The sequence below is a fragment of the Dorea sp. AM13-35 genome (assembly GCF_003473885.1).
GTDB classification, from domain to species: domain Bacteria; phylum Bacillota; class Clostridia; order Lachnospirales; family Lachnospiraceae; genus Dorea_D; species Dorea_D hominis.
Genome location: NZ_QUCZ01000008.1, coordinates 26,965 through 52,631, shown reverse-complemented (window position 1 = coordinate 52,631; position 25,667 = coordinate 26,965). Strand labels below are relative to the sequence as shown.

The 25,667-nt window shown below is 42.0% G+C and carries 33 protein-coding genes; 25 read left to right on the top strand and 8 right to left on the bottom strand.

What is annotated here, in order from left to right:
- Window positions 1–80: 80 nt before the first annotated feature.
- The gene (locus DW152_RS09860; RefSeq protein WP_118288530.1) at window positions 81–1,322 is read left to right on the top strand and encodes an aspartate aminotransferase family protein; all 1,242 of its coding nucleotides are present in this window, start codon (window positions 81–83) and stop codon (window positions 1,320–1,322) included.
- Here DW152_RS09860 and DW152_RS09855 read toward each other — a convergent pair.
- Complete coding sequence (locus tag DW152_RS09855; RefSeq protein ID WP_021859954.1) at window positions 1,319–1,897, bottom strand: Maf family protein; 579 nt, start codon at window positions 1,895–1,897, stop codon at window positions 1,319–1,321. The two genes, DW152_RS09860 and DW152_RS09855, sit on opposite strands and share 4 nt — an antisense overlap.
- 224 nt (window positions 1,898–2,121) lie before the next feature.
- On the opposite strand from DW152_RS09855, the gene DW152_RS09850 reads away from it, so the two are divergent.
- From DW152_RS09850 to DW152_RS09800, 11 genes are all read left to right on the top strand, one after another.
- Window positions 2,122–2,664, top strand: coding sequence for a prolyl-tRNA synthetase associated domain-containing protein (locus DW152_RS09850; RefSeq protein ID WP_021859953.1), 543 nt, complete (start codon window positions 2,122–2,124; stop codon window positions 2,662–2,664).
- A gap of 14 nt (window positions 2,665–2,678) precedes the next feature.
- A complete protein-coding gene (locus tag DW152_RS09845; RefSeq protein ID WP_242992894.1) occupies window positions 2,679–3,392 on the top strand; it encodes a pentapeptide repeat-containing protein in 714 nt (237 codons plus the stop codon).
- A gap of 2 nt (window positions 3,393–3,394) precedes the next feature.
- Window positions 3,395–5,095, top strand: coding sequence for an ABC-ATPase domain-containing protein (locus tag DW152_RS09840; RefSeq protein WP_118288529.1), 1,701 nt, complete (start codon window positions 3,395–3,397; stop codon window positions 5,093–5,095).
- Window positions 5,062–5,802 carry a tRNA (N6-threonylcarbamoyladenosine(37)-N6)-methyltransferase TrmO gene (gene tsaA / locus DW152_RS09835; protein WP_243059907.1) on the top strand — a complete coding sequence of 247 codons (741 nt, stop codon included), beginning with the start codon at window positions 5,062–5,064 and terminating at the stop codon, window positions 5,800–5,802. Before DW152_RS09840 ends, tsaA begins: the two co-directional genes overlap by 34 nt.
- Before the next feature lie 81 nt (window positions 5,803–5,883).
- Entirely contained in the window at window positions 5,884–6,396 is a 513-nt protein-coding gene (locus tag DW152_RS09830) for a GNAT family N-acetyltransferase (RefSeq protein WP_118288527.1), read from the top strand.
- A gap of 109 nt (window positions 6,397–6,505) precedes the next feature.
- The gene (locus tag DW152_RS09825; protein WP_021859948.1) at window positions 6,506–6,805 is read left to right on the top strand and encodes a metal-sensing transcriptional repressor; all 300 of its coding nucleotides are present in this window, start codon (window positions 6,506–6,508) and stop codon (window positions 6,803–6,805) included.
- Window positions 6,806–6,824: 19 nt separating this feature from the next.
- Window positions 6,825–9,401 (top strand): heavy metal translocating P-type ATPase, encoded by a 2,577-nt coding sequence (locus DW152_RS09820; protein WP_118288526.1) that lies wholly within the window; start codon window positions 6,825–6,827, stop codon window positions 9,399–9,401.
- A gap of 303 nt (window positions 9,402–9,704) precedes the next feature.
- Window positions 9,705–10,199: a translation initiation factor IF-3 gene (infC, locus tag DW152_RS09815; protein WP_021859946.1), complete on the top strand. Its 495-nt coding sequence runs from the start codon at window positions 9,705–9,707 to the stop codon at window positions 10,197–10,199.
- Window positions 10,200–10,233: 34 nt separating this feature from the next.
- Window positions 10,234–10,431, top strand: a complete 198-nt coding sequence (gene rpmI, locus DW152_RS09810) for a 50S ribosomal protein L35 (protein ID WP_021859945.1) — start codon at window positions 10,234–10,236, stop codon at window positions 10,429–10,431.
- A 33-nt stretch (window positions 10,432–10,464) separates the two neighbouring features.
- Window positions 10,465–10,821: a 50S ribosomal protein L20 gene (gene rplT, locus DW152_RS09805; protein ID WP_021859944.1), complete on the top strand. Its 357-nt coding sequence runs from the start codon at window positions 10,465–10,467 to the stop codon at window positions 10,819–10,821.
- 184 nt (window positions 10,822–11,005) lie between these two features.
- Window positions 11,006–11,542 carry a cysteine hydrolase family protein gene (locus DW152_RS09800; RefSeq protein ID WP_118288525.1) on the top strand — a complete coding sequence of 179 codons (537 nt, stop codon included), beginning with the start codon at window positions 11,006–11,008 and terminating at the stop codon, window positions 11,540–11,542.
- A gap of 18 nt (window positions 11,543–11,560) precedes the next feature.
- Here the strand turns inward: DW152_RS09800 and DW152_RS09795 are convergent, their stop codons facing one another.
- A complete protein-coding gene (locus DW152_RS09795) occupies window positions 11,561–12,040 on the bottom strand; it encodes an S-ribosylhomocysteine lyase (RefSeq protein ID WP_117537279.1) in 480 nt (159 codons plus the stop codon).
- A 177-nt stretch (window positions 12,041–12,217) separates the two neighbouring features.
- Here DW152_RS09795 and DW152_RS09790 point away from each other — a divergent pair, with 177 nt between their 5' ends.
- The 4 genes from DW152_RS09790 (at window position 12,218) to DW152_RS09775 (ending at window position 14,597) form a co-directional block, all read left to right on the top strand.
- Entirely contained in the window at window positions 12,218–12,847 is a 630-nt protein-coding gene (locus DW152_RS09790) for a histidine phosphatase family protein (RefSeq protein WP_118288524.1), read from the top strand.
- A 360-nt stretch (window positions 12,848–13,207) separates the two neighbouring features.
- The gene (locus DW152_RS09785; protein WP_021859940.1) at window positions 13,208–13,726 is read left to right on the top strand and encodes a hypothetical protein; all 519 of its coding nucleotides are present in this window, start codon (window positions 13,208–13,210) and stop codon (window positions 13,724–13,726) included.
- Between the two features lie 12 nt (window positions 13,727–13,738).
- Window positions 13,739–14,239 carry a hypothetical protein gene (locus DW152_RS09780; protein WP_118288523.1) on the top strand — a complete coding sequence of 167 codons (501 nt, stop codon included), beginning with the start codon at window positions 13,739–13,741 and terminating at the stop codon, window positions 14,237–14,239.
- Between the two features lie 145 nt (window positions 14,240–14,384).
- Complete coding sequence (locus tag DW152_RS09775; RefSeq protein ID WP_147323692.1) at window positions 14,385–14,597, top strand: hypothetical protein; 213 nt, start codon at window positions 14,385–14,387, stop codon at window positions 14,595–14,597.
- A gap of 154 nt (window positions 14,598–14,751) precedes the next feature.
- Here DW152_RS09775 and DW152_RS09770 read toward each other — a convergent pair whose 3' ends face one another.
- Window positions 14,752–16,383: an ABC-F family ATP-binding cassette domain-containing protein gene (locus DW152_RS09770; RefSeq protein WP_118288521.1), complete on the bottom strand. Its 1,632-nt coding sequence runs from the start codon at window positions 16,381–16,383 to the stop codon at window positions 14,752–14,754.
- Window positions 16,384–16,861: 478 nt separating this feature from the next.
- Between DW152_RS09770 and DW152_RS09760 the strand changes: the two genes are divergently transcribed.
- Entirely contained in the window at window positions 16,862–17,719 is an 858-nt protein-coding gene (locus DW152_RS09760) for a patatin-like phospholipase family protein (RefSeq protein WP_021859936.1), read from the top strand.
- A gap of 1 nt (window position 17,720) precedes the next feature.
- Window positions 17,721–18,335 (top strand): HD domain-containing protein, encoded by a 615-nt coding sequence (locus DW152_RS09755; RefSeq protein WP_118288520.1) that lies wholly within the window; start codon window positions 17,721–17,723, stop codon window positions 18,333–18,335.
- 162 nt (window positions 18,336–18,497) lie between these two features.
- On the opposite strand, the gene truA is transcribed toward DW152_RS09755, so the two are convergent.
- Complete coding sequence (gene truA, locus DW152_RS09750) at window positions 18,498–19,274, bottom strand: tRNA pseudouridine(38-40) synthase TruA (protein ID WP_118288519.1); 777 nt, start codon at window positions 19,272–19,274, stop codon at window positions 18,498–18,500.
- A gap of 93 nt (window positions 19,275–19,367) precedes the next feature.
- On the opposite strand from truA, the gene DW152_RS09745 reads away from it, so the two are divergent.
- Window positions 19,368–19,844 carry an acyl-CoA thioesterase gene (locus DW152_RS09745; RefSeq protein ID WP_021859933.1) on the top strand — a complete coding sequence of 159 codons (477 nt, stop codon included), beginning with the start codon at window positions 19,368–19,370 and terminating at the stop codon, window positions 19,842–19,844.
- Between the two features lie 7 nt (window positions 19,845–19,851).
- Here the strand turns inward: DW152_RS09745 and DW152_RS09740 are convergent, their stop codons facing one another.
- The 4 genes from DW152_RS09740 to DW152_RS09725 all read right to left on the bottom strand — a co-directional run bounded on the left by DW152_RS09740 (window position 19,852) and on the right by DW152_RS09725 (window position 21,643).
- Window positions 19,852–20,127, bottom strand: a complete 276-nt coding sequence (locus DW152_RS09740; RefSeq protein WP_118288518.1) for a hypothetical protein — start codon at window positions 20,125–20,127, stop codon at window positions 19,852–19,854.
- Window positions 20,128–20,142: 15 nt separating this feature from the next.
- Window positions 20,143–20,556: a hypothetical protein gene (locus tag DW152_RS09735; RefSeq protein ID WP_118288517.1), complete on the bottom strand. Its 414-nt coding sequence runs from the start codon at window positions 20,554–20,556 to the stop codon at window positions 20,143–20,145.
- Window positions 20,557–20,676: 120 nt separating this feature from the next.
- On the bottom strand, window positions 20,677–20,937 hold the full coding sequence (locus tag DW152_RS09730) for a chorion class high-cysteine HCB protein 13 (RefSeq protein WP_117537271.1): 261 nt from the start codon (window positions 20,935–20,937) through the stop codon (window positions 20,677–20,679).
- A gap of 73 nt (window positions 20,938–21,010) precedes the next feature.
- The gene (locus DW152_RS09725) at window positions 21,011–21,643 is read right to left on the bottom strand and encodes a J domain-containing protein (RefSeq protein WP_021859809.1); all 633 of its coding nucleotides are present in this window, start codon (window positions 21,641–21,643) and stop codon (window positions 21,011–21,013) included.
- A gap of 152 nt (window positions 21,644–21,795) precedes the next feature.
- Here DW152_RS09725 and DW152_RS09720 point away from each other — a divergent pair, with 152 nt between their 5' ends.
- From DW152_RS09720 to rimM, 6 genes are all read left to right on the top strand, one after another.
- On the top strand, window positions 21,796–22,674 hold the full coding sequence (locus DW152_RS09720) for a S8 family peptidase (protein ID WP_117537270.1): 879 nt from the start codon (window positions 21,796–21,798) through the stop codon (window positions 22,672–22,674).
- 114 nt (window positions 22,675–22,788) lie between these two features.
- Entirely contained in the window at window positions 22,789–23,133 is a 345-nt protein-coding gene (gene ylxM, locus DW152_RS09715) for a YlxM family DNA-binding protein (RefSeq protein ID WP_021859807.1), read from the top strand.
- A 4-nt stretch (window positions 23,134–23,137) separates the two neighbouring features.
- On the top strand, window positions 23,138–24,490 hold the full coding sequence (ffh, locus tag DW152_RS09710; protein ID WP_021859806.1) for a signal recognition particle protein: 1,353 nt from the start codon (window positions 23,138–23,140) through the stop codon (window positions 24,488–24,490).
- Window positions 24,491–24,568: 78 nt separating this feature from the next.
- Complete coding sequence (gene rpsP / locus DW152_RS09705) at window positions 24,569–24,814, top strand: 30S ribosomal protein S16 (protein WP_021859805.1); 246 nt, start codon at window positions 24,569–24,571, stop codon at window positions 24,812–24,814.
- A 24-nt stretch (window positions 24,815–24,838) separates the two neighbouring features.
- Complete coding sequence (locus tag DW152_RS09700) at window positions 24,839–25,069, top strand: KH domain-containing protein (RefSeq protein ID WP_021859804.1); 231 nt, start codon at window positions 24,839–24,841, stop codon at window positions 25,067–25,069.
- A gap of 76 nt (window positions 25,070–25,145) precedes the next feature.
- Window positions 25,146–25,652, top strand: coding sequence for a ribosome maturation factor RimM (rimM, locus tag DW152_RS09695; RefSeq protein ID WP_117537267.1), 507 nt, complete (start codon window positions 25,146–25,148; stop codon window positions 25,650–25,652).
- Window positions 25,653–25,667 lie beyond the last annotated feature (15 nt).

Sequence of the window (25,667 nt, the reverse complement as noted above, 5' to 3'; positions counted from 1 at the left end):
GAAAGATATATAAAAATGCTCCGCAGGATGCGCACTCGCGCGAAGCGGAAGATAAATTTATTATTAGGAGGAATGAGACAATGAGATTAAAAGATACAGGTTTATCAGCAAAGGAACTGAAAGCAATTGTCAACAAATACATGGTAGAAACTTACGAAAGATATGATTTTATCGCAGAACGTGCTGAAGGAATGTATATATATGACGAAGAGGGAAATGCATACCTTGATTTCTACGGCGGTGTTGCTGTAAACAGTGCAGGTAATAGAAATGCAAAAGTAGAAGCTGCAATCAAAGACCAGTTAGGTGACATTGTACATACATTTAACTATCCATATACAATCCCGCAGGCATTACTTGCAAAGAAAATCTGTGATACGATCGGAATGGATAAGATATTTTATCAAAACTCCGGAACAGAAGCAAATGAATGTATGATCAAGATGGCGAGAAAATATGGAACAGATAATTTCGGACCGGAAAGATATCATATCATCACAGCGAAAAATGGTTTCCACGGAAGAACTTACGGAGCAATGTCTGCAACCGGTCAGACAGACAATGCGATCCAGATGGGGTTCAAACCGATGCTTCCAGGATTTTCTTATGCAGAATATAACAATCTGGAAGATTTTGCTTCCAAAGTTACAAAAAAAACAATCGCGATCATGATCGAACCTGTACAGGGCGAGGGTGGTGTACATCCTGCAACACAGGAATTTATCGAAGGACTCCGCAAATTATGTGATGATAACGATATGTTACTTCTGTTTGATGAAGTACAGACCGGATGGGGACGTACCGGAGCGCCGATGGCATACATGGGATATGGCGTAAAACCGGATGCAGTGTCCATGGCAAAAGCAATGGGTGGCGGAATGCCGATCGGAGCATGCTGCGCAACAAAAAAAGTTGCAAAAGCATTTACAGCAGGAACACACGGATCTACTTATGGCGGACACGCACTTGCTTGCGCATCAGCATATGCAGCAGTCAGTGAAATCCTGGACAACGATCTGAGTGGAAATGCAAAAGAAATGGGAGAATATATGAAAGAACAGCTTGCAAAACTTCCACATGTAAAAGAAGCAAGAGGACGTGGACTTCTTGTTGGATGTGAGTATGATATACCGATCGCACTGGAAGTAAAACATGGCTGCCTGGACCGCATGGCACTGATCACAGCGATCGGAGACAGCGTTAACCGTATGATCCCGCCGCTTATTGTTACAAAGAAACAGATTGATGAACTGATGATCATTATGAAAGCTGCCATTGCAGACGCAGCAGAAAAATACGAAGAGCTGAAACTTGCAGGCTAAAATGCAAGTTTCAATTCCTGATACAGATGACCGATTGGAAGACCTACTACATTATTATAATCGCCATTGATAGATTTTACATGGATAGCAAAATCCCCCTGGATGCCGTAGGCACCCGCTTTATCCATTGGATCGCCGGTGGCGATATAAGACAGCAGATCTTCTCTCATAATCGGGTAGAATGTAACTTCTGTTTTTTCATAAAAAGTTCGTATTATTTTTCTGCCATTTTTCCAGATTAGAAGTGAAACACCTGTGTAGACCTGGTGGGTACGGTCGGCGAGCATAGAAAGCATATCCAATGCTTCCTGTTCATCGGCAGGTTTGCCAAGTATTTCATCTTTATAAGAAACAACAGTATCTGCTCCAATGACAGTAAAATCTTCGTCATGAATTTTGTGGTAAAGACTAAAAATATCTGCGGCTTTCTGATAAGCCAGTTCAGTAACAACATCAGCCGGTAATTCCTCGGTAATGACTTCTTCTTTGGAAGATGGCATGATTTCGAATGAAATGCCGGTTTTTCTGAGCAGTTCTTTTCTACGTGGAGAAGCAGAAGCTAAAATATATTTCATAAATAAAATTCCTTTCTTTGAAAATTCTTTCATATTATATCAGTTTTCCCTAAGAAAGTAAAAATCAATATTTTTTCTGTAGTTAATTACAGTACTGTTTGTATTTTCTGAAAAACCGAATGAAAAATGCTATTATATTGTAAGAAAAATAGAAAGACCATATTGGAAGAAAAGCGTGTTGTGTTATAATAGCAAAATAGGAAACAGACAGGAGGAACATAGAAATGTATATCAGTGAAATTGTAACAACAGTACCGGAAAATGTCAGCGAGCGTGTGCCGCTGGAGCAGAAAGTGTATAAAGTATTTGACAAGCTTGGAATCCCATTTGAAAGAGTCGATAACGATCCGGCATCTTCCATGGAAGAGTGTAGGGATATCGGTAAAGTTCTTGGCGCACCGGTGCGGAAAGATGTGTTTTTGTGCAACCGGAAGAAGACTACATTTTTCCTTCTTGTAATGCCGGAGGAGAAAGACTTTGACGCGTCCTCATTCAGTAAAAAACTAGGCGTATCACATATGTCATTTGCTTCACCGGAGCATATGTGGGAGCATCTGGGAACAAAACCGGGATCTGCAAGTGTTGTCGGACTTTTGAATGATGAAGATGATTATGTACAGCTTATTCTTGATAAAGAGGTGGCTGAGGGCGAGTATTTTGTATGCAATACAGGAATCAATACGACGCATTTGAAGATTAAGACAGAAGATCTGCTGAAGAAATTTTTGCCGCATATTCATCATAGAGCTAAAATTGTTGATTTGTAAAAGGATGTGAGTATATGAATGACAGGATGCAGGAATTGAAATTATCCGACCTGAAAGAGAAGCTTGAAAACAGGAAATCGGGAGAACGGCTTGTATTTCGTGAAGTACAGCTGGAAAAAGGAGATTTAAGCGGAACGGATTTAAGTAATACGGATTTTACACTGTGTTCCTTTGATGGCGTGATGTTAAATAATGTAGATTTCCACTACAGCAGTGTGGAGAATGCGCTGTTTGACGGATGCTCCATGCACGGTGCAAATTTTGAAAATGCAAATATGAGGACCGCATCTTTCAGGTTCTGCGATATGAGTGACTGCAATATAAAAGGCGCAAACCTCTATGGGGCTGTGCTGGAAAATGCAGATCTTACAAATATACAGTCGGACGAAGCGACACAATGGTTCCGTCTGCGTTGCCCGGAGACGGGAGCATTTTTAGGATATAAGAAATGCATTAATGACCGGATGGTACAGCTTCTGATTCCGGCAGATGCACTTCGCACGTCAGCAACATTGCCGTCCTGCCGGTGCAACAAAGCCAAGGTCCTGACGATCAAGAGTTTCGATTTCAAAAAAAATTATGATGAGGCATGGTCTCTCGTAGATGAAAACTTTGAATATAAAAGAGGTGAGTGGGTGGAAGTAAAAGATTTTAACGAAGACCGGTGGATGGATTCCACAACCGGTATCCATTTCTGGATGACAAGAGAAGAAGCAGAGGCATATTAGAGATGAAAACAGCAGAAGAATTAAGAAATTTATTAGGACAGATCGATCGTAAGAGCTATCCGGCATACAAAAATCTGAAAGGCAGTTACCGGTTTTCAGGATATGTGCTTGGAATTGACCATGTGCAGGGTGATCCGTTTGCGGCACCGTCCAGAGTACATATAGAAGTTGAGGAGAAAACAGCAGGATTGCCAGAAAGACTGTATGATAAACAGTGGAAGAAGATGGCGCTTGAAGATGCGCTTATCCGCATATTTGCATCCGGGATCAGAAAATATTCGTTTCAGGCAAAAGGTTCCGGTAAAAGTGGTCTGATCCGTGTGACAAACTGCGGACAGGAAGTACTGGAGCGGACAGCCGCAGATATAAGGGAAGACGGAACCGTTATTCTACGGTTTGAAGTGGGCTTCCCGGCAAATGGAAGAACGGTAAATGCGCGAGAACTGGAGAAGATTTTTTTTCAATATCTGCCGTCTTGCGTGCAGGAGACACTTTATTATAAAAATTTGGATATAAGGAAACTTGAAAATGTTATGGAACTTTCGGAGGATCAGGAAGCAATCCGCAGACAGCTTAAGGAATATGGTCTGGTGGCTTTTGTGGCAGATGGCTCTGTACTGCCGAGAATGTCAGGTGTATCCCAAAAGCCGATGAAAGATGCAGTACCGTTTGTATCACCGGAATCTGTGAGAGTGACTTTAAAGCTTCCGTATTATGGTGAGATAAGCGGAATGGGAATCAGGCGCGGGATTACGTTGATCGTCGGCGGAGGCTATCATGGAAAATCTACGCTTCTGAAAGCACTGGAGATGGGGATTTATCCTCATATAGCCGGAGACGGAAGAGAATATGTGATCACAGATCCGGATGCTGTGAAGATTCGGGCAGAAGATGGAAGAAGTATTAAACATACAGATATTTCTATGTTTATAAGTAATCTTCCAAATCAGAAAGATACCGTCAGTTTTGATACGGAAGATGCCAGCGGCAGTACATCGCAGGCGGCAAATGTGATTGAAGCGATGGAAGCCGGAGCGAGTACATTTTTAATTGATGAAGATACCAGTGCAACAAATTTTATGGTGAGAGACGAGCTGATGCAGAAAGTGATTCACAAAGATATGGAACCAATCACACCATTTATAGAACGGATGCAGTATTTTTATAAGAAATTTGGTATCTCAACAGTACTTGTAGCAGGAAGTTCCGGGGCTTATTTTCAGGTGGCAGATGTGATCGTGCAGATGGACCGCTACCAGCCACGTGAGATCACGTCCAGAGCAAAAGAGGCAACAGCCGGATATCAGGGACTTCAGTTTTTAGAAAAAGAAATTCAGAAACCGATCATGAAAAGATGTCCAAAGAAAAATACAGGACTGGAACACAGAGGAAGAATCAAATTAAAAACACTGGGAAAAGATGGTATTATGCTGGGATCAGAAACAATTGATCTGCGTTATGTAGAACAAGTGGCAGATGAAGAACAGCTTAACTGCTTGGGGTATCTTATGAGAGAACTGGAAACACATCGGATGAATGGGAAGACTTCCATTTGTGAACTGGTTGAATCTTTATACAGAGATATAGAAAGACAGGGGTTAAAGGATGTTCTCGGAGAGCGTGAGCTTCCAGGCAATCTGGCACTTCCGCGAAAAGAGGAACTCTGCGCATGTCTGAACCGTTACCGGGGGCTTCAGTTATGATGACAGAAAAGAGTATTCGGCCAATTGCATATATAGAAGGGGATTTCCCGGAAAAATTCGGAATCCCAAGGCAGAGTGGCCTTGTAAATACACAGGCAGAGATTCATTTCCTGCCGGAATACCGCAAGCCGGAAGCGTTCCGTGGACTGGAAGAGTATTCACATCTGTGGCTGATCTGGGATTTTTCAGAGGCAGAGGGTACAAACTGGCGTCCGACTGTCCGCCCGCCAAGGCTTGGAGGAAATCAGAGAGTCGGTGTATTTGCAACTAGATCCCCATTTCGTCCAAATGGAATGGGATTATCCTGTGTAAAACTGACAACCATTGACTGGGAACATGAGGATGGACCGGTGCTAATCGTAAGCGGAGCAGATCTGATGAACGGGACACCAATTTATGATGTGAAACCATATTTACCACATATCGATGCGTATCCGGAAGCAGAAGCTGGATTTGCAGGACGAGTAAAAGAATACGGTCTGGGAGTATCAATCCCTCCTGAAATTGAAGAGTCACTATCTGAAGAAAAACGTGAAAAGATTCCGGCTTTAAAGGAAATACTTGCAGAAGATCCAAGACCGGCGTATCAGGAAAACCCGGAGAGGGTATATGGAATGAGCTTTGCAGGAATGGAAGTGCGTTTCCGGGTAGTGGATGGTGTTGCTGAAGTATGTGAAATTGAAGAGAATAGAAATGAAATGCAATGATTGCAAATAATAGCGGCAAATATTATTTCAAAGAATAAAAAATGAAAAGCAAAGAAAAATAAACAGAAATGGAGAAACAAAATGGAATTTAAAATTGCAAGAGAGAAAGATCTGGAACGTATGTGTGAGATTACCGCACAGGCAAAGGATGGACTTAAAAATCTTGGACTGGATCAGTGGCAGAAAGGATATCCATCGAGAGAAATCTGGGAGAATGATATTAAGAACCAATGTACTTACGTGGCAGAAGAAGATGGAATCATTCTTGGAATCTTTGCATTTCAGACAACACCGGACATATCTTATTATGAAATAGAAGGCGAGTGGATTAGTGCGGGACCGTATGCAGCAATGCACCGCGTATGTGTAGCAGAGGAAGCAAAAGGAAAAGGAGTGGCAGGAAAGATGTTTGCGCATGGGTTCCGTATGGCAGAAACACTTGGATTTTCAAGTGTGCGTATTGATACCCACCCGGGGAATATTCCGATGCAGAGAGCACTTGGAAAAGCCGGATTTGAAAGATGCGGAGAGATCCATCTGGCAGGTGGACCGGAGAAAGGTGCACTCCGCATAGGTTTCGAAAAGATATTATAAAAAAATTCTGACATCCGTATCGAAAAAAAAGATTCAGTAAGAATGAAAAACAATGGTTGAAATATACCTATGCGGGGTATATAATATAGACCGGAAAGAGGTGAAGAATATGGAAGAAAAAACATGCTGTCACAAAACGAAAGAACGTTCGGAAAAAGAATACAAAGATTTGATCCACAGACTGAACCGTATTGAAGGGCAGGTAAGGGGAATCAAAAAGATGGTGGAGAACGATGTTTACTGTACCGATATTCTTGTACAGGTCTCAGCTGTGAATGCAGCACTTAATAGTTTCAACAAAGTGTTGCTTGCAAACCATATCCGAACCTGTGTAGCAGAAGATATCCGCAAAGGAAAAGAAGAGACAGTGGATGAACTGGTAGCTACACTTCAGAAACTGATGAAATAGTAAGAAAAGGATGATCAGAATGGAACAGTATAACGTTACGGGTATGAGCTGTGCAGCCTGCAGTACCCGTGTAGAAAAGGCTGTGTTGAAAGTAGACGGAGTGACATCCTGTTCTGTAAGTCTTTTGACAAACTCAATGGGAGTTGATGGAACAGCTACACCAGAGCAGATTATAGAGGCGGTAGAAAAGGCAGGATACGGAGCTTCTATGAAAGGAACGGAGAAATTAAAAGAAGTCCGGGATGAAGATTTCCTGAAGGATAAGATAACACCGGTTCTTAAGAAGAGACTGATTGCGTCATTTTGCTTTCTTGTGCCACTGTTGTATTTATCTATGGGCCATATGATGTGGAACTGGCCACTGCCGGGGTTCCTTAGCGGCAATCATGTAGCGATGGGACTTATCCAGATGTTATTTACAATCGTGATCATGGTGATCAATCAGAAGTTCTTTATCAGCGGCTTCAAAGGATTGATTCATCGTGCACCGAATATGGACACGTTGGTTGCACTTGGATCCGGCGCATCATTTGTATATAGTACGTATGCATTATTTGCGATGACAGATGCGCAGATGAAGGGCAATGCAGAACTTGTTTTATCCTATATGCATGAATTTTATTTTGAGTCAGCGGCAATGATCCTGACGCTTATTACAGTCGGCAAGATGCTTGAAGCAAGATCGAAAGGTAAAACAACCGATGCGCTGAAAGGACTTATGAAGCTTGCGCCGAAGAAGGCAGTCGTTCTTTGTCAGGGAAAAGAGGCAGAAGTAACAATTGATCAGGTGAAGATTGGTGATATCTTTGTTGTAAGACCGGGTGAGAATATTCCGGTAGATGGGACGGTTATAGAAGGAAGCAGTGCAGTGGATGAAGCGGCACTTACCGGAGAGAGTATTCCGGTGGACAAAACAGTTGGAGACAGTGTGTCGGCAGCTACCATGAACCAGTCCGGATTTTTAAAATGTGAAGCGACAAGAGTTGGAGAAGATACGACCTTATCACAGATTATTCAGATGGTCAGTGACGCAGCGGCTACAAAGGCGCCGATCGCCAAAGTCGCAGACCGGGTATCCGGCGTATTTGTGCCGGCAGTTATCGGGATTGCGACTGTAACAACTCTGATCTGGCTGATCGCCGGACAGACGATTGGTTTTGCACTGGCAAGAGGAATTGCAGTTCTTGTAATCAGCTGTCCGTGTGCGCTTGGACTGGCAACACCTGTTGCGATCATGGTTGGTAACGGAATGGGTGCAAAGCATGGAATAATGTTTAAGACAGCCGTTTCCCTGGAAGAGACAGGAAAGACAGAGATTGTCGCATTAGATAAGACAGGAACAATTACAAAGGGAGAACCGAAAGTAACGGATCTTGTTGCGGAAGATAATGTCAGTGAGGAAGAATTGCTCTTCACAGCGTATGTGCTGGAGCGAAAGAGTGAACATCCACTGGCGAGAGCAATCACATCGGCTGTAGAAAGTCTTGGCACAGAAGGTCTTGATGATCTTGCAGAAGTGGAAGATTTCCAGATCGCAGCTGGAAATGGTCTCTCCGGTATGTTAAACGGACAGAAGCTGGTTGGAGGCAGTTACCGGTATATCAGCGGTCTGGTTGAAATAAGTGAGGAAATGAAAGAACAGGCGCAGGAGCTTGCCGAAGATGGGAAGACGCCTTTGTTCTTCGCAAGAGAAGACAAATTGATGGGAATCATTGCCGTAGCGGATGTTATGAAAGAGGACAGTCCGCGTGCGATCCGTGAACTACAGAATATGGGTATCCATGTTGTCATGCTGACCGGTGATAATGAGCGGACAGCGAAAGCAATCGGAAAGCAGGCAGGCGTAGATGAAGTAATCGCAGGTGTGCTTCCGGACGGAAAAGAAGCAGTGATCCGTGATTTAAAGAAGCAGGGCAAGACAGCGATGGTCGGCGATGGTATCAATGACGCACCGGCACTGACAAGAGCAGATGTTGGTATCGCCATAGGTGCAGGTACAGATATTGCCATTGATGCAGCGGATGTTGTATTGATGAAGAGCCGCTTAAGTGATGTTCCGGCGGCGATTCGTTTAAGTCGCGCAACACTTCGGAATATTCATGAGAATCTGTTCTGGGCATTTTTCTACAATGTGATCGGAATCCCGCTGGCAGCAGGACTGTGGTATCCGATCTTTGGGTGGAAATTAAATCCAATGTTCGGCGCAGCAGCGATGAGTCTTTCAAGTTTCTGTGTTGTAAGCAATGCATTGCGTCTGAACTGGTTTAACATGTTGGATGCAAGCAAAGATAAAAAATTAAAAAAAGCTGCAAAAACCGGAACTGTAGAAATGGCAGATGAAGGATCAACAATTAAAAATAATGAAAAGAAAAAGGAGGAAACAACAATGGAGAAAACAATGAAGATTGAAGGAATGATGTGTGGACACTGTGAGGCAGCAGTAAAAAAAGCGCTGGAAGCATTAGACGGCGTAGAAGAGGCAATTGTCAGCCACGAAGCAGGAACAGCAGTTGTAAAGATGAGCCACGAAGTTGCAGATGATGTACTTACAAAAGCAGTAGAAGACAAAGATTACAAAGTAGTCTCAGTCGGCTAATTAACAATTGCATTTGAGAAAAAAGAAGCTTATAATGTGGAAGAGGAACAGAAGATAAGAAAATTGATAAGAAAATTCAAGTTAACAGTTGACAGTAATATGAATTTATGGTAAATTATCTTTTGTGTGAAACAACAAAGAAGAGTATCCACTCTCACCATAGCACAATCGGGTGACTATTGGTTGATATTGAACATGAATCATTTTTAGATAGATTTGATTTTAATGTGACAGGAAAGTGGATAGTCTAAAAACTATTCACTTTTTATTTTATAATGGGGGTGCAGGAACATTAGCGATTTAATGATTAACGGACAGATTAGAGATAAGGAAGTTCGTGTGATAAGCGAAAGTGGAGAACAGCTTGGTATTATGTCATCCAAAGATGCCATGAAACTTGCGAGAGAGGCAGATCTTGATCTTGTAAAGATTGCTCCGAAGGCACAGCCGCCGGTATGTAAGATCATCGACTACGGTAAGTATAAGTATGAGCTGGCGAGAAAAGAAAAAGAAGCAAAGAAGAAGCAAAAAACTGTAGAGGTTAAGGAAGTACGCCTTTCACCGAATATTGATACGAATGACCTGAATACGAAGATGAACAATGCGAAGAAGTTCATCGGTAAAGGAAATAAAGTAAAAGTCACTTTACGTTTCCGTGGCCGTGAGATGGCGCATATGCAACAGAGTAAACACATTCTGGATGATTTTGCGCAGGCACTTGCTGATGTTGCTGTGATCGAGAAACCGGCAAAGCAGGAAGGCAGAAGTATGAGCATGGTTTTAACTGAAAAACGTTAAAAATACATTTATAAATCTAAGGAGGAATATTACAATGCCAAAAATTAAAACAAATAGAGCAGCTGCAAAGCGCTTCAAAAAAACAGGTACAGGAAAATTAAAAAGAAATAAAGCTTACAAGAGCCATATCTTAACTAAGAAATCTACAAAGAGAAAAAGAAATCTTAGAAAATCAATCATTACAGATGCAACTAATGTAAAGAACATGAAGAAAGTATTACCATATCTGTAAGATAGTGTAGAGAATAGAAGGAGGAGATAAGACATGGCAAGAATCAAAGGCGGATTAAACGCTAAAAAAAGACACAATAGAACTTTAAAATTAGCAAAAGGATACAGAGGAGCACGCTCTAAACAGTATAGAGTAGCAAAACAGTCTGTTATGAGAGCTCTTACATCTGCATACGCAGGAAGAAAACAGCGCAAACGTCAGATGCGTCAGTTATGGATCGCTCGTATCAACGCTGCAGCAAGAATGAATGGTCTTTCTTACAGCAAACTGATGCACGGTCTGAAACTTGCAAACATCGACATCAATAGAAAGATGCTTGCAGAGATGGCTGTTAATGACGCTGAAGGATTTACAGCACTTGCAGAAGCTGCAAAAGCAAAACTTGCTTAATTTTAGCAGAATATAGATAGAATATACAAAGCAGTTATTGGAAATTCCGGTAACTGCTTTTTGTAAATGCGATGAGGAAAATACATTCATGTGAGCAAGATGTATTTGATAACCGCCCACAATATCAGAATAAGGTGGAAGGCGTTTCTGATAATTTGTATGGGAAACATTAAGGAGGCAGATCATGGATATATTAATTATTGTGGATATGCAGAATGACTTTATTGACGGCGCACTTGGAACGAAAGAAGCAAAAGCGATTGTACCGGATGTTGCAAAAAAAATTAAAGACTTTGACGGTGAAATTATTTATACGAGAGACACCCATGAAGAGAATTATCTGGATACACAGGAAGGCAGAAATCTTCCGGTAGCACATTGTATCCGTGGTACAAAAGGCTGGGAGATTTGCCCGCAGTTAGAGGCGCTTCGCAGTGAAAATGACATTGTGATCGATAAGCCGACATTTGGAAGCATGGAGCTGGGAGAAATGTTAAAGAAAAAAGATGAAGAGCTGCGTGGAAATGGCATGGATGGGATTACATCGATTACGCTTGTCGGACTTTGCACAGATATCTGTGTGATTTCAAATGCAATGATCAGCAAAGCCGCATTGCCGGAAGTGCCGGTATATGTTGACAAAGACTGTTGTGCCGGAGTGACAACAGACAGTCATGAGACAGCGCTGGCAGCTATGCGGATGTGCCAGATCAAATGCTAGAAGAATTATCTGTAAGAATTATTCCGGATAAACGAGACGATCATCGGTAATGTGATCCAGAACTTCTGTCAGATATTTCTTTGCGAGGTAATTTGCCATTGGAAGGTTCATATCCAGATAATTGCCGCAGTCTCTTGCCGCCGCACCAGGAACTTCATCGTTAAAATCTGCGATAAACCGGAACATTTCGCAGATGAGTGGAACGATTTCCTTAGAAGTAAGCTCTCCGGCAAGGATCAGATAGAATCCGGTACGGCATCCCATTGGTCCGAAATAAATAGTCTGATCTTTGTAAGTTGGATGATTGCGAAGAAATGTCGCACCGAGATGCTCGATCGTGTGAACTTCCGCTGTGTTCATAACTGGTTCTTTGTTCGGTGTTGTCATGCGAAGATCAAAAGTTGTGAGTGGGTTACCGTTTACATGATCGATACGCGATACATAGATACCCGGTTTTAATTTCAGATGATTAATTGTAAAACTTGTTACTTTTTCCATAATGTGAATATCCTCCTGTTTCAATGATTCTGTAAGAGTATAGCATTTTTATGGAAGAGTAGCAAATATTTTAAGACTTTTGCTTTTGACAGGATACAGACATGTGCAACAGCACATGAGTGAGAAGATGTCGCTGTCAAGTGCAGTGGACATGAGATATATAAGGAGTTTTAGAGGATGGAATTATATTTGGTGAGACATGGAGAGACAGAGTGGAATAAAGAGCGTAGGCTGCAGGGACAGGCGGATGTCGCTTTAGATGATTTTGGCAGACAACTGGCAGTGGAAACAGGAGAAGCGCTTCAGGACATACCATTTGATGTATGTTTTACAAGCCCTTTAAAAAGAGCGAAAGAGACGGCTGAACTTATCCTTGCGGGGAAAGATGTGCCGATCATAGAAGATAAACGGATTATAGAGATGGGATTCGCAGAGTACGAAGGAAAATGCTGCGCAGAAGAAGGATGGGATCTTCCGGAATCTTTCAGAGCATTTTTTAATGATCCGGTTGGTTTCAAGCCTGCACAGGGCGGCGAAGATTTTCTGGCAGTGAAAAAACGTACCGGCGCATTTCTGGACTGGCTGATACATGCACCGGAATATGCGCGTAAATGTGTACTGCTTACCACCCATGGTGTAGCGCTTGCAGGGCTTATGAATAATATTAAGAATCAGCCGCTGGAAGCATACTGGGATATTGGTGTACATAAAAACTGTGCAGTAACAAAAGTAGAAGTGCAGGATGGCGTTGCCCGGATTATTTATGAGAACCGGACATTTTACAAAGAAGAGGTGAAGAATTGGTAGATGAAGAGTATAATAATAACATCATGGGTGACATTCGCATGTCTATGCTATATGGCAGTAACAGAAGGATTAGACTTGATTCTGGGAATAGCATTGCTGACTAATATTATAAGCAATATAATCAACATAATATACTTGAAAAAGGAGTAGGAGAGGACGACTAGGGTTCTCTCTTTTTTATTACAGTTTGTATTAATAAAATCGCAATAAATATTAAGAATAGCTACCAGCTTTCGGTTTTATAAGAATTATTCAAATGATTAAAGAGAAGAATTAAGGGAATCTTAAAGGAATTTTCAGAAAATATGTCATAAATTGAAGCACTGATTTGTTATAATGAGAAAAAGGAGGGAAAAGCCTATGAAAAAATCAGATAAAATTTTTGCAAGAACAAAAGAGAGCATACTGCTTATTGTTTTACTGGTGCTTTGTATTCCGAAAGTTGTCTATGCTGATTCTTCCTGGATATGGTTTACAACGACGGCACCATATCAGCTATTGCCATTTGTAGCTGTGCTGACAATTGTGATCGAATATTTGATGATTAAAAATATTTTACATATTCAGAATAAAAAAAGAGTGCTGATCGCTGTCTGTATATCAAATCTCGTATCTTTTATGGTGCCGTATTTTGCCACTTATTATCAAGATGGAGTATATGAAACGATAAAACAGACATTTGAATCGATGGATTTTTATACCATTAACAGTGCATACCTGTTCCTGACGCTGATCATAGAATGTCCGATTGTTTATGCAATTGTGCAGGATGAAATTCATGATAAAAAGAAGAGTCTCGGTGTGATTGCGGCTGCGAATGTTGTAACTACTGTAATGGTCGCTGCAATCGAGCGAATCGCGTGCAGAGGAAGCTGGTAAGGAGGAAAAAAGATGAAGAAAAGTAGAATTTCACAGTGTGTAGTAGTTGTTGTATGTCTGGCAATTGTAATGTATGCAGGAATTGGATGGAATCATTTTACAACATGTAAGATTCATATTACATATAATGGAAAAGAGATTAAGGATGTAAATGTTGTAAAGGTAGAAGTTGCCAGAGATTCGGGGAAACCGGTTAAATCTACATGGATGAAGAAAAGTCCGAATAAAATTAGGTTGCTTAACTGGGACAAAGATGCAACGGAATATCGATATTTTGTCAGTATTCCCAAAGATGCTCTTGGAAAAGGTGTTCCGGAACAAGTATATGAGATGAGTTATTATATAGCAGATGAAATACAGTGTGCAGCGATTACCTGGAATGCTGATATTGTAAATGAGAATGGTGTCTGGAAAGCAAATTATAATGTAAAATATAGAGAACCGAAATGGGGCGACACCTATAAGAAGAAAGTAAAGAACGGAACGGATTCAGGGTTCGTGATTGGAATTTAGAGCAATATGCGGAAGCAAATTTTAAAAATAATGCCTATAGAACCTGCCACTGGCAGATTCCTACGGATGCTATGGCAACTAAAATACAGCTGCTGACTGGCTGGATCTGCAATACAACAGACTTTTATTTCTGGGAAAAGGTGCTGTGGTTGAAGAATTACAGAAGAACAACGAATGTATGATTGAGGAATTGTACAGGAAGATGCCTGAGAAAGAGGAAGTACTTTATTTTTATTATGCTATACATAAGCCGGGAAAATGTGAGAGGCAGATAAAAGAAAAATTAAAACAAATAGGTGCGCAGATGTTTCCTACAGAATTAGAAGCAGATCGCTATTTTAGATTTTCAGATAGATAATTGTAAATTAGATACATATTGAAATTGTTTTTGACATCGTATCCCCAACAAGCTAATGAGATCTAAAGAGGATACAGGGAAATAAAGTATAATATCTCAAAGTGGTATAAATAAGCAAAAGAGGATCGCAAAAATGCGATCCTCACGGAGCTGTTTAGTTGTCTTCTTCCTGAACAGTGTAAGTCTGTCTCTTTCTTGCCATCTCGTCATTTTCAAGGTACTCATCGTAAGTAGTAATCTTGTCGATGAGCTTTCCGCCCGGAACAATCTCCATGATACGGTTGGCAGTTGTCTGGACAATCTGGTGGTCACGGCAAGAGAACAGGATAACGCCAGAAAACTTGGTCATACCTGTATTCAGTGCAGTGATCGATTCCATATCCAAGTGGTTAGTCGGCTCGTCAAATATCAGCACATTTGCACCGGAAATCATCATCTTGGAAAGCAGACAGCGCACCTTCTCACCACCGGATAATACTTTTACACGTTTCACACCGTCATCACCGGCGAACAACATGCGTCCGAGAAAACCACGTACATAAGTAGCATCTTTCTCTTCAGAATACTGAGTCAGCCATTCAACGATCGTATAATCGTTGTCAAATTCTTCTCCGCTGTCTAATGGGAAATATGCCTGTGTGGTAGTGATTCCCCATTTATAAGTTCCCTCATCCGGTTCCATGTTACCGGCGAGAATTTCAAACAAAGTGGTTTTGGCAAGCTCATTACCGCCAACGAAAGCAACTTTGTCATCACGGTTCAGTGTAAAGGAAATGTTATCCAGAACTTTTTCACCGTCGATGGTCTTGCTTAAGCCTTCTACAGACAGAACTTCATTACCAATCTCGCGGTTTGGACGGAAATCAATGTAAGGATATTTTCTGCTGGACGGCTGGATATCGTCAAGCTGGATTTTCTCCAGTGCACGTTTTCTGGATGTCGCCTGCTTGGATTTGGAAGCGTTAGCGCTGAATCGGGAAATAAATTCCTGCAATTCTTTGATTTTCTCTTCCTTCTTCTTGTTGGCTTCTTTCATCTGACGGATCAGAAGCTGGCTGGATTCATACCAGAAATCATAGTTACCGGCATACAGTTTGATTTTTCCATAGTCGATATCTGCGATCTGTGTGCAGACTTTATTCAGGAAATAACGGTCATGGGATACAACGATGACTGTATTGTCGAATCCGATCAGGAATTCTTCCAGCCATGCGATCGCATCCAGGTCTAGGTGGTTGGTCGGCTCGTCGAGGAGCAGGATATCCGGGTTGCCGAATAATGCCTGTGCGAGAAGCACTTTGACTTTCTCAGGACCTGCAAGATTTTTCATTGTCTCATAGTGAAGTTCTGTCCCGATTCCAAGACCATTTAATAAAGTAGAAGCGTCAGACTCAGCTTCCCATCCGTTCATGGAAGCAAATTCAGCTTCTAATTCACTTGCCTTGATACCATCTTCATCAGTGAAATCTTCTTTCGCGTAGATGGCTTCCTTTTCTTTCATGATTTCGTACAATCGAGCATTTCCCATCATGACCGTATCCAGTACCGGAAATTCATCGTATTTGAAATGATCCTGCTGCAGGAAAGAAAGACGCTCACCCGGAGTGATGATGACTTCTCCCTTGCTTGGTTCAAGCTGTCCGGATAAAATCTTAAGAAAAGTAGATTTACCGGCTCCATTTGCACCAATCAGACCATAACAGTTGCCTTCTGTAAATTTGATATTTACATCTTCAAATAATGCTTTTTTACCCACACGCAGTGTAATATTGCTTGTGCTGATCATATTTTACATTCTCCTTGTTATTTTGATTATCTTCTTATTATTAATTTCATTGCATACAAAGCCTATCTTATCAGAGTTGGTGGAAAATGGCAAGGAAATTTAAGCTGGACGCAGAGGTTGTTTTTCGGGTTTGTTGTCGCATAGGGGTTACGTTTCCTGAAAAATCATGTTATGATAAGCAGTAACCGAAATATCATAGAACATACAGGTTGATGATATTGAGACAGGATAGTAAACTGGAAATGCTATAGATATACTGGTTTACAGAAGGGATGATATTAAAAAAGACTGCAACTGGAAGTGCTATAGAATATACAGATTTACAGAAGTAATGATATTAAGACAGACCGCAACTGGAAATGTTATAGAATATACAGGGCAAGAGAAGTCTGCTATTAAGACAGGCTGTAATCAGAAATACTATAGAGCATAGAAGGTGACAGAATCGAGCTATATAAAGAAAAGGAGCGTGGAATTTATGATAAATGGAACACTTGTATTAGAAGGCGGAGCTACGAGAGGTGTATTTACATCAGGAGCACTGGATTATCTTATGGAGAAAGATCAGTATTTTTCTCATGTGATCGGTGTATCGGCAGGCTCCTGCAATGCGGTGGACTATGTGTCGAAACAGCCGGGACGCACAAGAGACTGCATGATTCATAAAGATAAAGAGTATAGCTATTATTATGGCTTTCGTGAGTTTATCAAAGAGAAGAGTATTCTGGATATGGACATGGTATTTGACAAATATCCGAAGGAAATCTTCCCGTTTGATTATGAGACATATTTCGCATCAGATATGACATGCGAAATTGTGACAGTAAACTGTGAGACAGGAAAAGCAGAATACATGACGGAAGATCATGATTTTGACAGACTGATGAAGATTTGCCGTGCATCCAGCAGTATGCCGCTTGTATCTCCGATTGTAAATATTGACGAAGTTCCGTATCTGGACGGTGGAATTGCGGATTCCATTCCGCTACGCCGTGCGATGGAGCTTGGCAATAAGAAGATTGTTCTGATACTGACAAGGAATCCAGGCTACCGAAAGAAACCAATTTCCAAAGGAATGGCAGGAATTTACCGGAAAGCATATAAGAAATATCCAAATCTGGTGCGAGCAGCGATCCGCAGAAATCATGTATATAATCAGACAATGGAGCATGTAGAGAAACTGGAAGAAGAAGGAAAGATTTTCGTGCTTCGCCCACTGATCCCGACAGTTTCCCGTCTGGAGAAAGACTATGATACATTGATGAATTTCTATAATCATGGCTATAAGCTGATGGAAAAACAGTACGATGCAATGATGAAATATCTGGAGGAATAAAATGGATCAGAGAAGTCTGTTAGAATTTATGACGATTGCGGAGAAATTAAAATGTAATCTCCGTCATTCTTGTACGAGCAGCGGACGTCCGGAGAGTGTGGCTGAGCATACGTTTCGGCTGATAATGTTTGCGTGGCTTGTGGAGGATGCATTTCCAGAGTGTGACAGTGACCGCGTTATGAAAATGTGCCTGTTGCATGATATGGGAGAAGCAGTGACAGGAGATGTTCCGGCATTTGAGAAGAAAGAAGAAGACCGGATGACAGAGAAGGATGCGATTTATCAGATTGCTGAAGTGCTGCCGGATAAAAAACGAAAAGAATTTCTTATGCTTCTTGAAGAACTGGAAGCAAGTGAGACGATGGAAGCGAAGATTGTGCATGCTTTGGATAAGATGGAAGCTGTAATCCAGCATAATGAAGCGTCGATTGATACGTGGCTGCCACTGGAGTATGATCTGCAGCTGACTTATGGGCAGGAGCAGGCAAAAGCACATCCTTATCTGGAACGGATGCGGGAACTGATACGTCAGGATACGTTGGATAAGATTGACGCTGCTGTAGATGAAGCACTGGATGAACAGATGGGGCTGCAGGATAAAAAAGGGTTTCTATAAAATGTAATGTGAAAATAATCTTGCAGAAGAGAAAAATGTAACGTGAAAGTAACTATGTAAGAGATACACTATAAAGTAATAAGGATATAAGATAAGAAAAGAGTACTGCAATAGAAGAGATATTCTAATTGCAATACTCTTTTGTTGTTTAAGTATCCAGAACTATATCTCGCCCATCGTTGGTGCATTGCCGACCGGTGCAGCATATTCAATATCCTGCAGATATAAGCCTTTCGGATCGCACGGGGCACTTGCATCGGCAGTGCCGTCAAAGATTGCATCGATATCATCAAGACTTCGAGTGCCAAAACCGATATCCAGAAGTGTACCGATAATGATACGCGCCATGTTATGAAGAAAATCATCGGCGCGGAGTGTGATCTGCATTTCTTCGATATCGTCATAAATCTCAATGTTTGTAACTTCACGGACAGTAGATTTGGTCTTCTTAACGGTTGAAAAATTCTTGAAATCATGTTTGCCGATCAAGTGCAGGGCAGCCTGCTGCATGCGTTTCTTGTCCGGAATCTTATAGCAGTGGTAAGTTGTCTTGCGGTCGAATACACTCGGCACATCGGAAATCGTCATGCGGTATACATAAGTCTTGTATCTGGCATTCAACTGTGCATGGAAACGGTCATCGACTTCTTCCACATCTGTAATCGCGATATCCATTGGAAGATAGCGGTTCAGATAATGCTTGATATCCTGTACATTCATCGTGCTCTCAGTCTTGAAGTTGACAATCTGTGCATAGGCGTGCACACCAACTTCTGTACGGCATCCACAGTAGAGATCCACAACAAATTCACCGGTCATTTTCCGCAGAACTTCCTGGATCTTATTGAAAATTGTATTGCTCGATTCATTCTTGCCAAGTCTTGTCCAACCCTGATAACGGCTGCCATCGTATTCTATCGTAAGTTTTATATTTCTCATGTTTAAATGCTCCTTTTGTATGCTTGTAGTGTTAGTATAACAAATCTTGTGGTATAATAAAAGACACGAAAATAAGAAAGAGAAGATTATTTTATGAAGGCAGAAGAAAGAAAAGTATCTGAATCAGTCGTTGAGACAATCCATATTGTGCGTCCAAACCATCTAAACGGTGCAGATCGTCTGTTTGGTGGAATCCTGATGCAGTGGATCGATGAAGTGGCTGTAGTCGCGGCAAAGAGACATGCAAGAATGAATGTGATCACAGCATCTGTAGACAATCTGAAGTTCCTCCACGGTGCGTATCAAAAGGATGTTGTGATTATTATAGGAAGCGTAACGTATGTCGGAACTACTTCCATGGAAGTAAAAGTAGACACCTATGTAGAGCATATGGACAGTGAACGTACACTCATCAATCGTGCATATTTTACAATGGTTGGTCTTGATGAGAATGACAGACCGGCGCACGTTCCGGGACTCGTTCTTGAGACAGAAGAAGAGAGAGCGGAATGGGAAAAGGCAAAGAAGCGCCGGGAGATCCGTATGCTCCGCAAGGAAGAAGGGTTTTAGAATGCTATTACTTCATATAACCTTTTACCATCTGTACCATCTGATCAATATTCTGTTTCTCCTGATCCGATTTCCCGTCTTTCAAGATCTCAAGGATCAGGGAAAATTCATCCGGAGTGAAGCGGATCCCTTTCTTTCCGGCACTGGATATAAGAGCCATCATAACCGGAGCAAGATCCTTTCCGGTTTTATTCCCTGTATTGGCGGCAGCAGTGCGGATCAGCTGTAATTTGATCGGATCGAGATTTTTAAGATCCGGGTGATTCATCCATTCATTTGCCATAGATAAACACTCCTTTCATTTTCCAAAATCTTTGTTTAACGCATCATCAAACATCTGACTGTATGCAGCAAATTCTTCCTGCTGTTTATCTGTAAACATTCCATTTAAAATATCAGAAGGATTAAAGTCTGTGTCATTTTCTGACATGGAAAACATCTGCATCATCATTTCCAACTGGCGGAATTTGTCTGAGCTGTCCGGATCCATGTATGGAAGAAGTTCGGAGACAGACTGCAGGGAAAATTCTTTCCGGGCAAATCCCTGAAACGTACGCAAGGTATAGGAAAGTTCCAGATATTTAATAAAAATGGCAAGTAATTTCTGCATATGTGCGGGGATGAACGGCAAAAGAAGTTTCAGAAGATATAAGTCCCCGGGCATGGTCAGTTCATCGAACGGCAGCAATGATCTGGGTGTTTTCTTTTCCATGGCAGTTCCTTCCTTTTACGTTGTAAATATATATGAGGAATAACGTGGAAATATACATAAAAAAGGAGATGGAGTATAAACTCCATCCCGAATCATATCGGAAACAGTGTGAAGGATGAATTAGCAGCATCCGTTTCCACATCCGCAGTTGCCGAAACCACCGCAGCAGCATAAGAGAAGGATGATCCACAGGCAGCTGTCATTGCCACAGCCACATCCGTTGTTGTTGCCGCATCCGCCACAGCAGCATAAGAGAAGGATGATCCACAGGCAGCTGTTATTGCCGAAACCACATCCGCAGTTGTTATTGTTGCCGCATCCGCCTCCGAATCTGTCAGCGTCACATCCGCAGCCACAGTTTGTAGCACTTAAATCACTCATATTAAAATCCTCCGATGAAATATTTACAGTAATAACATATGCGAATCCGGAGGATGTGTGAGTAAAGCACCGGCTAATATTTTAATAATTTCCTGACAGTATGTTCATATCTGGCAGCAGCGTTCTGGGCTTTTAGCTTTTCAACCATGCTGCGGCTTGATCTGATATGGGTGTCATAGAGCGCAAGCAGATAAGTAACAGTATAGTTTGGATTCTGGTAAGACGTAAAAAGTAGCCAGTTCATAATATCCGGATGCCAGTAGCGCTCCGGGATCTGCGCTTCCCGCAGTGTGATGATCGGGCGCAGGGCTCGGATGGCAAGTGCAGTCAGTCTGCCTTTAGCCTCCCGTTTGTGAAATAACGGTTCACTCTCCAGAACGATATCATATAATGTATTTGCTGCTTTCCAGTAAACGACAAATCCGGTGTCGCCGTTCGATTCTTCTTCTATATCGAACAGATCAAAAGTACGCATAACGGCTTTCCGCCCGGTTAAGGAGCGGTCGTATGCCTTGCGGCGTGCCGGATCTGAAAGTACTTTATATGCTTCGAGAATTTCCTGCATCCGGCTGGTTGTATCAACGCCGTTCTTCATATTTGCATCGGGATGGTATCTTTTTGCCAGTTCGTTCTTCGCCGATGTGATTTCTTCCGCAGACGCTTTCACAGAAACACCCAGAATGTCATAATAATTTTTTGATTTCATAGATTCTCCCCTTATATGTCTATGTAAATAGAACATATTTATATTACGACAGTTTTTATAGGAAATCAATTTGAAATTCTGGAAAATTTTAGCGGATAATATCTGCCGGAAAGCATACCGGTGAATATGCTGATAAAAAAGGTGATAATCATATGGACAACGTAAAGCGCCAGATCGGATATGCATGTCCGGATACAATAAATGGAAGGATTACAGGAAGAGGTGTGAGAGCTGCTATCCTGGATACAGGTGCATATCCACATCCGGATTTTAAAGGAAGAGTCATTGGATTTGCAGATATGCAGCATGGACGATGCGGACTTTATGATGACAGCGGGCACGGAACACATGTGGCAGGAATTCTTGCCGGAGACGGGAAAATGTCCGGTGGAAGGTATGCAGGGATGGCACCGGGAGTGGAACTTCTGATCGTGAAAATACTGGATGAAAAAGGGGAAGGAAATGCCATGCATATTTTACGGGGAATGGAACATGTAAGAAAAGTGAATAAGAAAAATAAAATTGCACTTGTGAATCTGTCACTTGGCGCCGGCGTGGGACTTGATCCGGTCAAGGAGAACCGCATTACAGAAGCTGTGGAGGAACTGTGTAACTGTGGAATCACGGTCGTTGTGTCTGCCGGAAATTATGGACTGCAAAGCCGGAAAGTAAGTGTTCCGGGTACAAATGAAAAAGTACTCACTGTCGGAGCTTACAGGCGCAGTGGCATGGGCAGATACTGCAGCGGAACAGGACGGGAAAGAATCTGTGTGTGGAAACCGGATATTTTTGCGCCGGGAGAGGGAATTGTATCCTGCGGATATGAAGCGGTAAACGGGGAAAGCTGTTTTCAAAGAAAAGAGTTTTTTCCTTATATAAGAAAGAGCGGTGCGTCAATGGCGACACCTGTCGTAACAGGTGCGCTTGCACTTGCAAAAAGCAAATATCCGGAACTGGAAGGTGAGGAGCTGAAGAGATATTTGCTGAAGCGGTGCGGCAGATCACTGCGTGTGGAACAGCTGCTTGCATAAAAATGAGGCACGAAAGAAGTAGGAAAAATAAGAAAAAAGGAAGAAAATCAGGGTGTCAAGAAAAAATACTTGACACCTGCGCAGCTATCGTGTATGATAACACAGGTGATAAACATGAATGAAATTCTTGAACAGGCTTTATTGTTTGACTTCTATGGAGAATTGCTGACAGATCATCAGAAAGAGATTTACGGACAGTTCATTCAGGAGGATCTGTCTCTCGGTGAGATTGCAAGAGAGGCAGGCATCAGCCGGCAGGGAGTACACGATCTGATCCGACGGTGTAATCAGACATTGAGCGGATATGAAGAGAAACTTCATCTGGTAGAGAAGTTCATGGCAATAAAAGAGAAGACAGGAACGATCAAGGAATTGCTGGATGGCTATGAGAAAGAGCGTGCAGAAGAGATCGTGAAAGAGATCCGTAAGATATCGGATGAGATTATAGAGGAGTTATAGATATATGGCATTTGACAGTCTGACAGAAAAACTTCAGAATGTGTTTAAGAATCTGCGGAGCAAAGGTAGACTTACAGAGGCAGATGTAAAAGAAGCATTAAAAGAGATCAAACGTGCATTGTTAGCTGCGGATGTAAACTTCAAGGTTGTAAAGGAGTTTATCAAGAATGTCCAGGAGAGAGCCATTGGACAGGATGTCATGAATGGATTGAATCCGGGGCAGATGGTGATCAAGATCGTTAACGAAGAGCTGGTTAAGCTGATGGGCTCTGAGACAACGGAGATCAAGTTACAGCCGGGAAGTGCAATCACTGTCATTATGATGGCAGGACTTCAGGGAGCAGGTAAGACAACAACGACCGCGAAACTGGCGGGCAAATATAAATTAAAAGGCAAGAAGCCATTACTGGTAGCGTGTGATGTGTACCGTCCTGCTGCAATCAAGCAGTTACAGGTCAACGGTGAGAAACAGGGAGTGGAAGTCTTCGCAATGGGAGAAAACCACAAGCCGGCAGATATCGCAAAAGCTGCGATCGAGCATGCGAAGAAGAATGGCAACACGCCGGTGATCCTCGATACTGCAGGACGTCTTCATATTGATGAAGATATGATGGCAGAACTTCAGGAGATCAAAGAAACCGTAGAAGTACATCAGACGATTCTTGTAATTGATGCGATGACCGGTCAGGACGCCGTGAATGTGGCGAAGGATTTCAATGATAAGATCGGCATTGACGGTGTGATCGTTACCAAATTAGATGGTGACACAAGAGGTGGTGCTGCACTTTCTGTTAAGGCAGTTACCGGAAAGCCGATTTTGTACGCAGGTATGGGAGAGAAACTTTCAGATTTGGAGCAGTTTTACCCGGAACGTATGGCATCCAGAATCCTTGGTATGGGTGATGTGCTGACACTGATCGAGAAGGCAGAGTCACAGATTGATGAAGAGAAAGCCAAAGAGATGTCCAAGAAGCTTAAGAAGGCACAGTTTGACTTTGAGGATTATCTGGAAAGCATGAAGCAGATGAAAAATATGGGTGGACTTTCCAGCATCATGAGCATGCTGCCGGGACTTGGCGGTATGGGAATGGGCAAGATGAAAGGTCTTGATGATGAGCAGACAGCGCAGGCTGAGAAGAACATGGCGCGCATGGAAGCAATCATTTATTCCATGACTGTGGAAGAGAGAAGAAATCCGGATGTTCTGAATCCTTCAAGAAAGCATCGTATCGCAAGAGGCGCAGGTGTGGACATCAGTGAAGTGAACCGTATGGTCAAGCAGTTCGGTGAGATGAAGAAGATGATGAAGATGATGGGAAAAGGCGGAAAACGCGGCAAGTTCCGCATGCCGTTCTAACATTGATATAAGGCGTGATTACGCATTATATATAGAAATTAAAAAATATTTATAAAATTTTATTTGGAGGTAAACAAAATGGCAGTAAAAATCAGATTAAGAAGAATGGGACAGAAGAAAGCTCCTTTTTATAGAATCGTAGTAGCAGATTCTAGATCACCGAGAGATGGTAAATTCATCGACGAGATCGGAACATATGATCCGAACTGTGAGCCAAGCGCAATCTCAGTTGACGAAGAAGCAGCTAAGAAATGGTTAGGAACAGGTGCACAGCCGACAGAAACAGTAAGCAAGATTTTCAAAGCAGCAGGCATCGAGAAATAATTAATACCCTGGAGGTGCACAGCTATGAAAGAGCTGGTAGAAGTTATCGCAAAAGCTTTAGTAGATGATCCTGACAGTGTTGTTGTAACAGAACGTGAAGATAAGAAAGCTACCGTTCTGGAAGTGAAGGTTGCAGATTCCGACATGGGAAAAGTAATCGGAAAACAGGGACGTATTGCAAAAGCAATTCGTTCTGTGGTAAAAGCAGCAGCTGCAAAGGAAGATAAGAAAGTAATCGTTGATATTTTAGATTAATTACCAACGGATGCTTACAGGACAGGTCTGTAGTAGTACCTGTCCTTTTTTAAAGCAGTCAGAAGGAGATTTGTAAATGGAAGATATGCTTCAGGTAGGCGTGATCACACAGACACACGGCGTGCGGGGAGAAGTCAAAGTTTTTCCGACTACGGATGATGTGAACCGCTTCAAAAAGTTAAAACAGGTCATTCTTGATACAGGAAAAGAGACAATGCCGTTAGAAATTCAGAGTGTAAAATTTTTTAAACAGTTTGTAATCTTAAAATTTAAAGGCATTGATAATATAAATGATATTGAAAAGTATAAAAGATGTTCGCTTTATGTAACAAGAGAACATGCAGTACCGCTGGAAGAAGACGAATATTTCATTGCGGATATGATCGGCATGGAAGTATGCACAGAAGATGGCAATATATTCGGTACATTAAAAGATGTGATCGAGACAGGCGCCAACGATGTTTATGTGATTGAAAATGCGGAGCACGGCGAAGTGCTTGTTCCTGCGATCAAAGAATGTATCCGCAGTGTAGATATAGAAAAAGGGCAGATGATGATCCATCTGATGGATGGACTGATCTGATTGCTTACAGGAAGG

Bases quoted from the DNA above. Each gene is read 5' to 3' on its own strand.
- DW152_RS09860 (WP_118288530.1), top strand. From the start codon at position 81: ATGAGATTAAAAGATACAGGTTTATCAGCAAAGGAACTGAAAGCAATT.
- DW152_RS09855 (WP_021859954.1), bottom strand. From the start codon at position 1,897: ATGAAATATATTTTAGCTTCTGCTTCTCCACGTAGAAAAGAACTGCTC.
- DW152_RS09850 (WP_021859953.1), top strand. From the start codon at position 2,122: ATGTATATCAGTGAAATTGTAACAACAGTACCGGAAAATGTCAGCGAG.
- DW152_RS09845 (WP_242992894.1), top strand. From the start codon at position 2,679: ATGAATGACAGGATGCAGGAATTGAAATTATCCGACCTGAAAGAGAAG.
- DW152_RS09840 (WP_118288529.1), top strand. From the start codon at position 3,395: ATGAAAACAGCAGAAGAATTAAGAAATTTATTAGGACAGATCGATCGT.
- tsaA (WP_243059907.1), top strand. From the start codon at position 5,062: ATGTCTGAACCGTTACCGGGGGCTTCAGTTATGATGACAGAAAAGAGT.
- DW152_RS09830 (WP_118288527.1), top strand. From the start codon at position 5,884: ATGGAATTTAAAATTGCAAGAGAGAAAGATCTGGAACGTATGTGTGAG.
- DW152_RS09825 (WP_021859948.1), top strand. From the start codon at position 6,506: ATGGAAGAAAAAACATGCTGTCACAAAACGAAAGAACGTTCGGAAAAA.
- DW152_RS09820 (WP_118288526.1), top strand. From the start codon at position 6,825: ATGGAACAGTATAACGTTACGGGTATGAGCTGTGCAGCCTGCAGTACC.
- infC (WP_021859946.1), top strand. From the start codon at position 9,705: ATGATTAACGGACAGATTAGAGATAAGGAAGTTCGTGTGATAAGCGAA.
- rpmI (WP_021859945.1), top strand. From the start codon at position 10,234: ATGCCAAAAATTAAAACAAATAGAGCAGCTGCAAAGCGCTTCAAAAAA.
- rplT (WP_021859944.1), top strand. From the start codon at position 10,465: ATGGCAAGAATCAAAGGCGGATTAAACGCTAAAAAAAGACACAATAGA.
- DW152_RS09800 (WP_118288525.1), top strand. From the start codon at position 11,006: ATGGATATATTAATTATTGTGGATATGCAGAATGACTTTATTGACGGC.
- DW152_RS09795 (WP_117537279.1), bottom strand. From the start codon at position 12,040: ATGGAAAAAGTAACAAGTTTTACAATTAATCATCTGAAATTAAAACCG.
- DW152_RS09790 (WP_118288524.1), top strand. From the start codon at position 12,218: ATGGAATTATATTTGGTGAGACATGGAGAGACAGAGTGGAATAAAGAG.
- DW152_RS09785 (WP_021859940.1), top strand. From the start codon at position 13,208: ATGAAAAAATCAGATAAAATTTTTGCAAGAACAAAAGAGAGCATACTG.
- DW152_RS09780 (WP_118288523.1), top strand. From the start codon at position 13,739: ATGAAGAAAAGTAGAATTTCACAGTGTGTAGTAGTTGTTGTATGTCTG.
- DW152_RS09770 (WP_118288521.1), bottom strand. From the start codon at position 16,383: ATGATCAGCACAAGCAATATTACACTGCGTGTGGGTAAAAAAGCATTA.
- DW152_RS09760 (WP_021859936.1), top strand. From the start codon at position 16,862: ATGATAAATGGAACACTTGTATTAGAAGGCGGAGCTACGAGAGGTGTA.
- DW152_RS09755 (WP_118288520.1), top strand. From the start codon at position 17,721: ATGGATCAGAGAAGTCTGTTAGAATTTATGACGATTGCGGAGAAATTA.
- truA (WP_118288519.1), bottom strand. From the start codon at position 19,274: ATGAGAAATATAAAACTTACGATAGAATACGATGGCAGCCGTTATCAG.
- DW152_RS09745 (WP_021859933.1), top strand. From the start codon at position 19,368: ATGAAGGCAGAAGAAAGAAAAGTATCTGAATCAGTCGTTGAGACAATC.
- DW152_RS09740 (WP_118288518.1), bottom strand. From the start codon at position 20,127: ATGGCAAATGAATGGATGAATCACCCGGATCTTAAAAATCTCGATCCG.
- DW152_RS09735 (WP_118288517.1), bottom strand. From the start codon at position 20,556: ATGGAAAAGAAAACACCCAGATCATTGCTGCCGTTCGATGAACTGACC.
- DW152_RS09730 (WP_117537271.1), bottom strand. From the start codon at position 20,937: ATGAGTGATTTAAGTGCTACAAACTGTGGCTGCGGATGTGACGCTGAC.
- DW152_RS09725 (WP_021859809.1), bottom strand. From the start codon at position 21,643: ATGAAATCAAAAAATTATTATGACATTCTGGGTGTTTCTGTGAAAGCG.
- DW152_RS09720 (WP_117537270.1), top strand. From the start codon at position 21,796: ATGGACAACGTAAAGCGCCAGATCGGATATGCATGTCCGGATACAATA.
- ylxM (WP_021859807.1), top strand. From the start codon at position 22,789: ATGAATGAAATTCTTGAACAGGCTTTATTGTTTGACTTCTATGGAGAA.
- ffh (WP_021859806.1), top strand. From the start codon at position 23,138: ATGGCATTTGACAGTCTGACAGAAAAACTTCAGAATGTGTTTAAGAAT.
- rpsP (WP_021859805.1), top strand. From the start codon at position 24,569: ATGGCAGTAAAAATCAGATTAAGAAGAATGGGACAGAAGAAAGCTCCT.
- DW152_RS09700 (WP_021859804.1), top strand. From the start codon at position 24,839: ATGAAAGAGCTGGTAGAAGTTATCGCAAAAGCTTTAGTAGATGATCCT.
- rimM (WP_117537267.1), top strand. From the start codon at position 25,146: ATGGAAGATATGCTTCAGGTAGGCGTGATCACACAGACACACGGCGTG.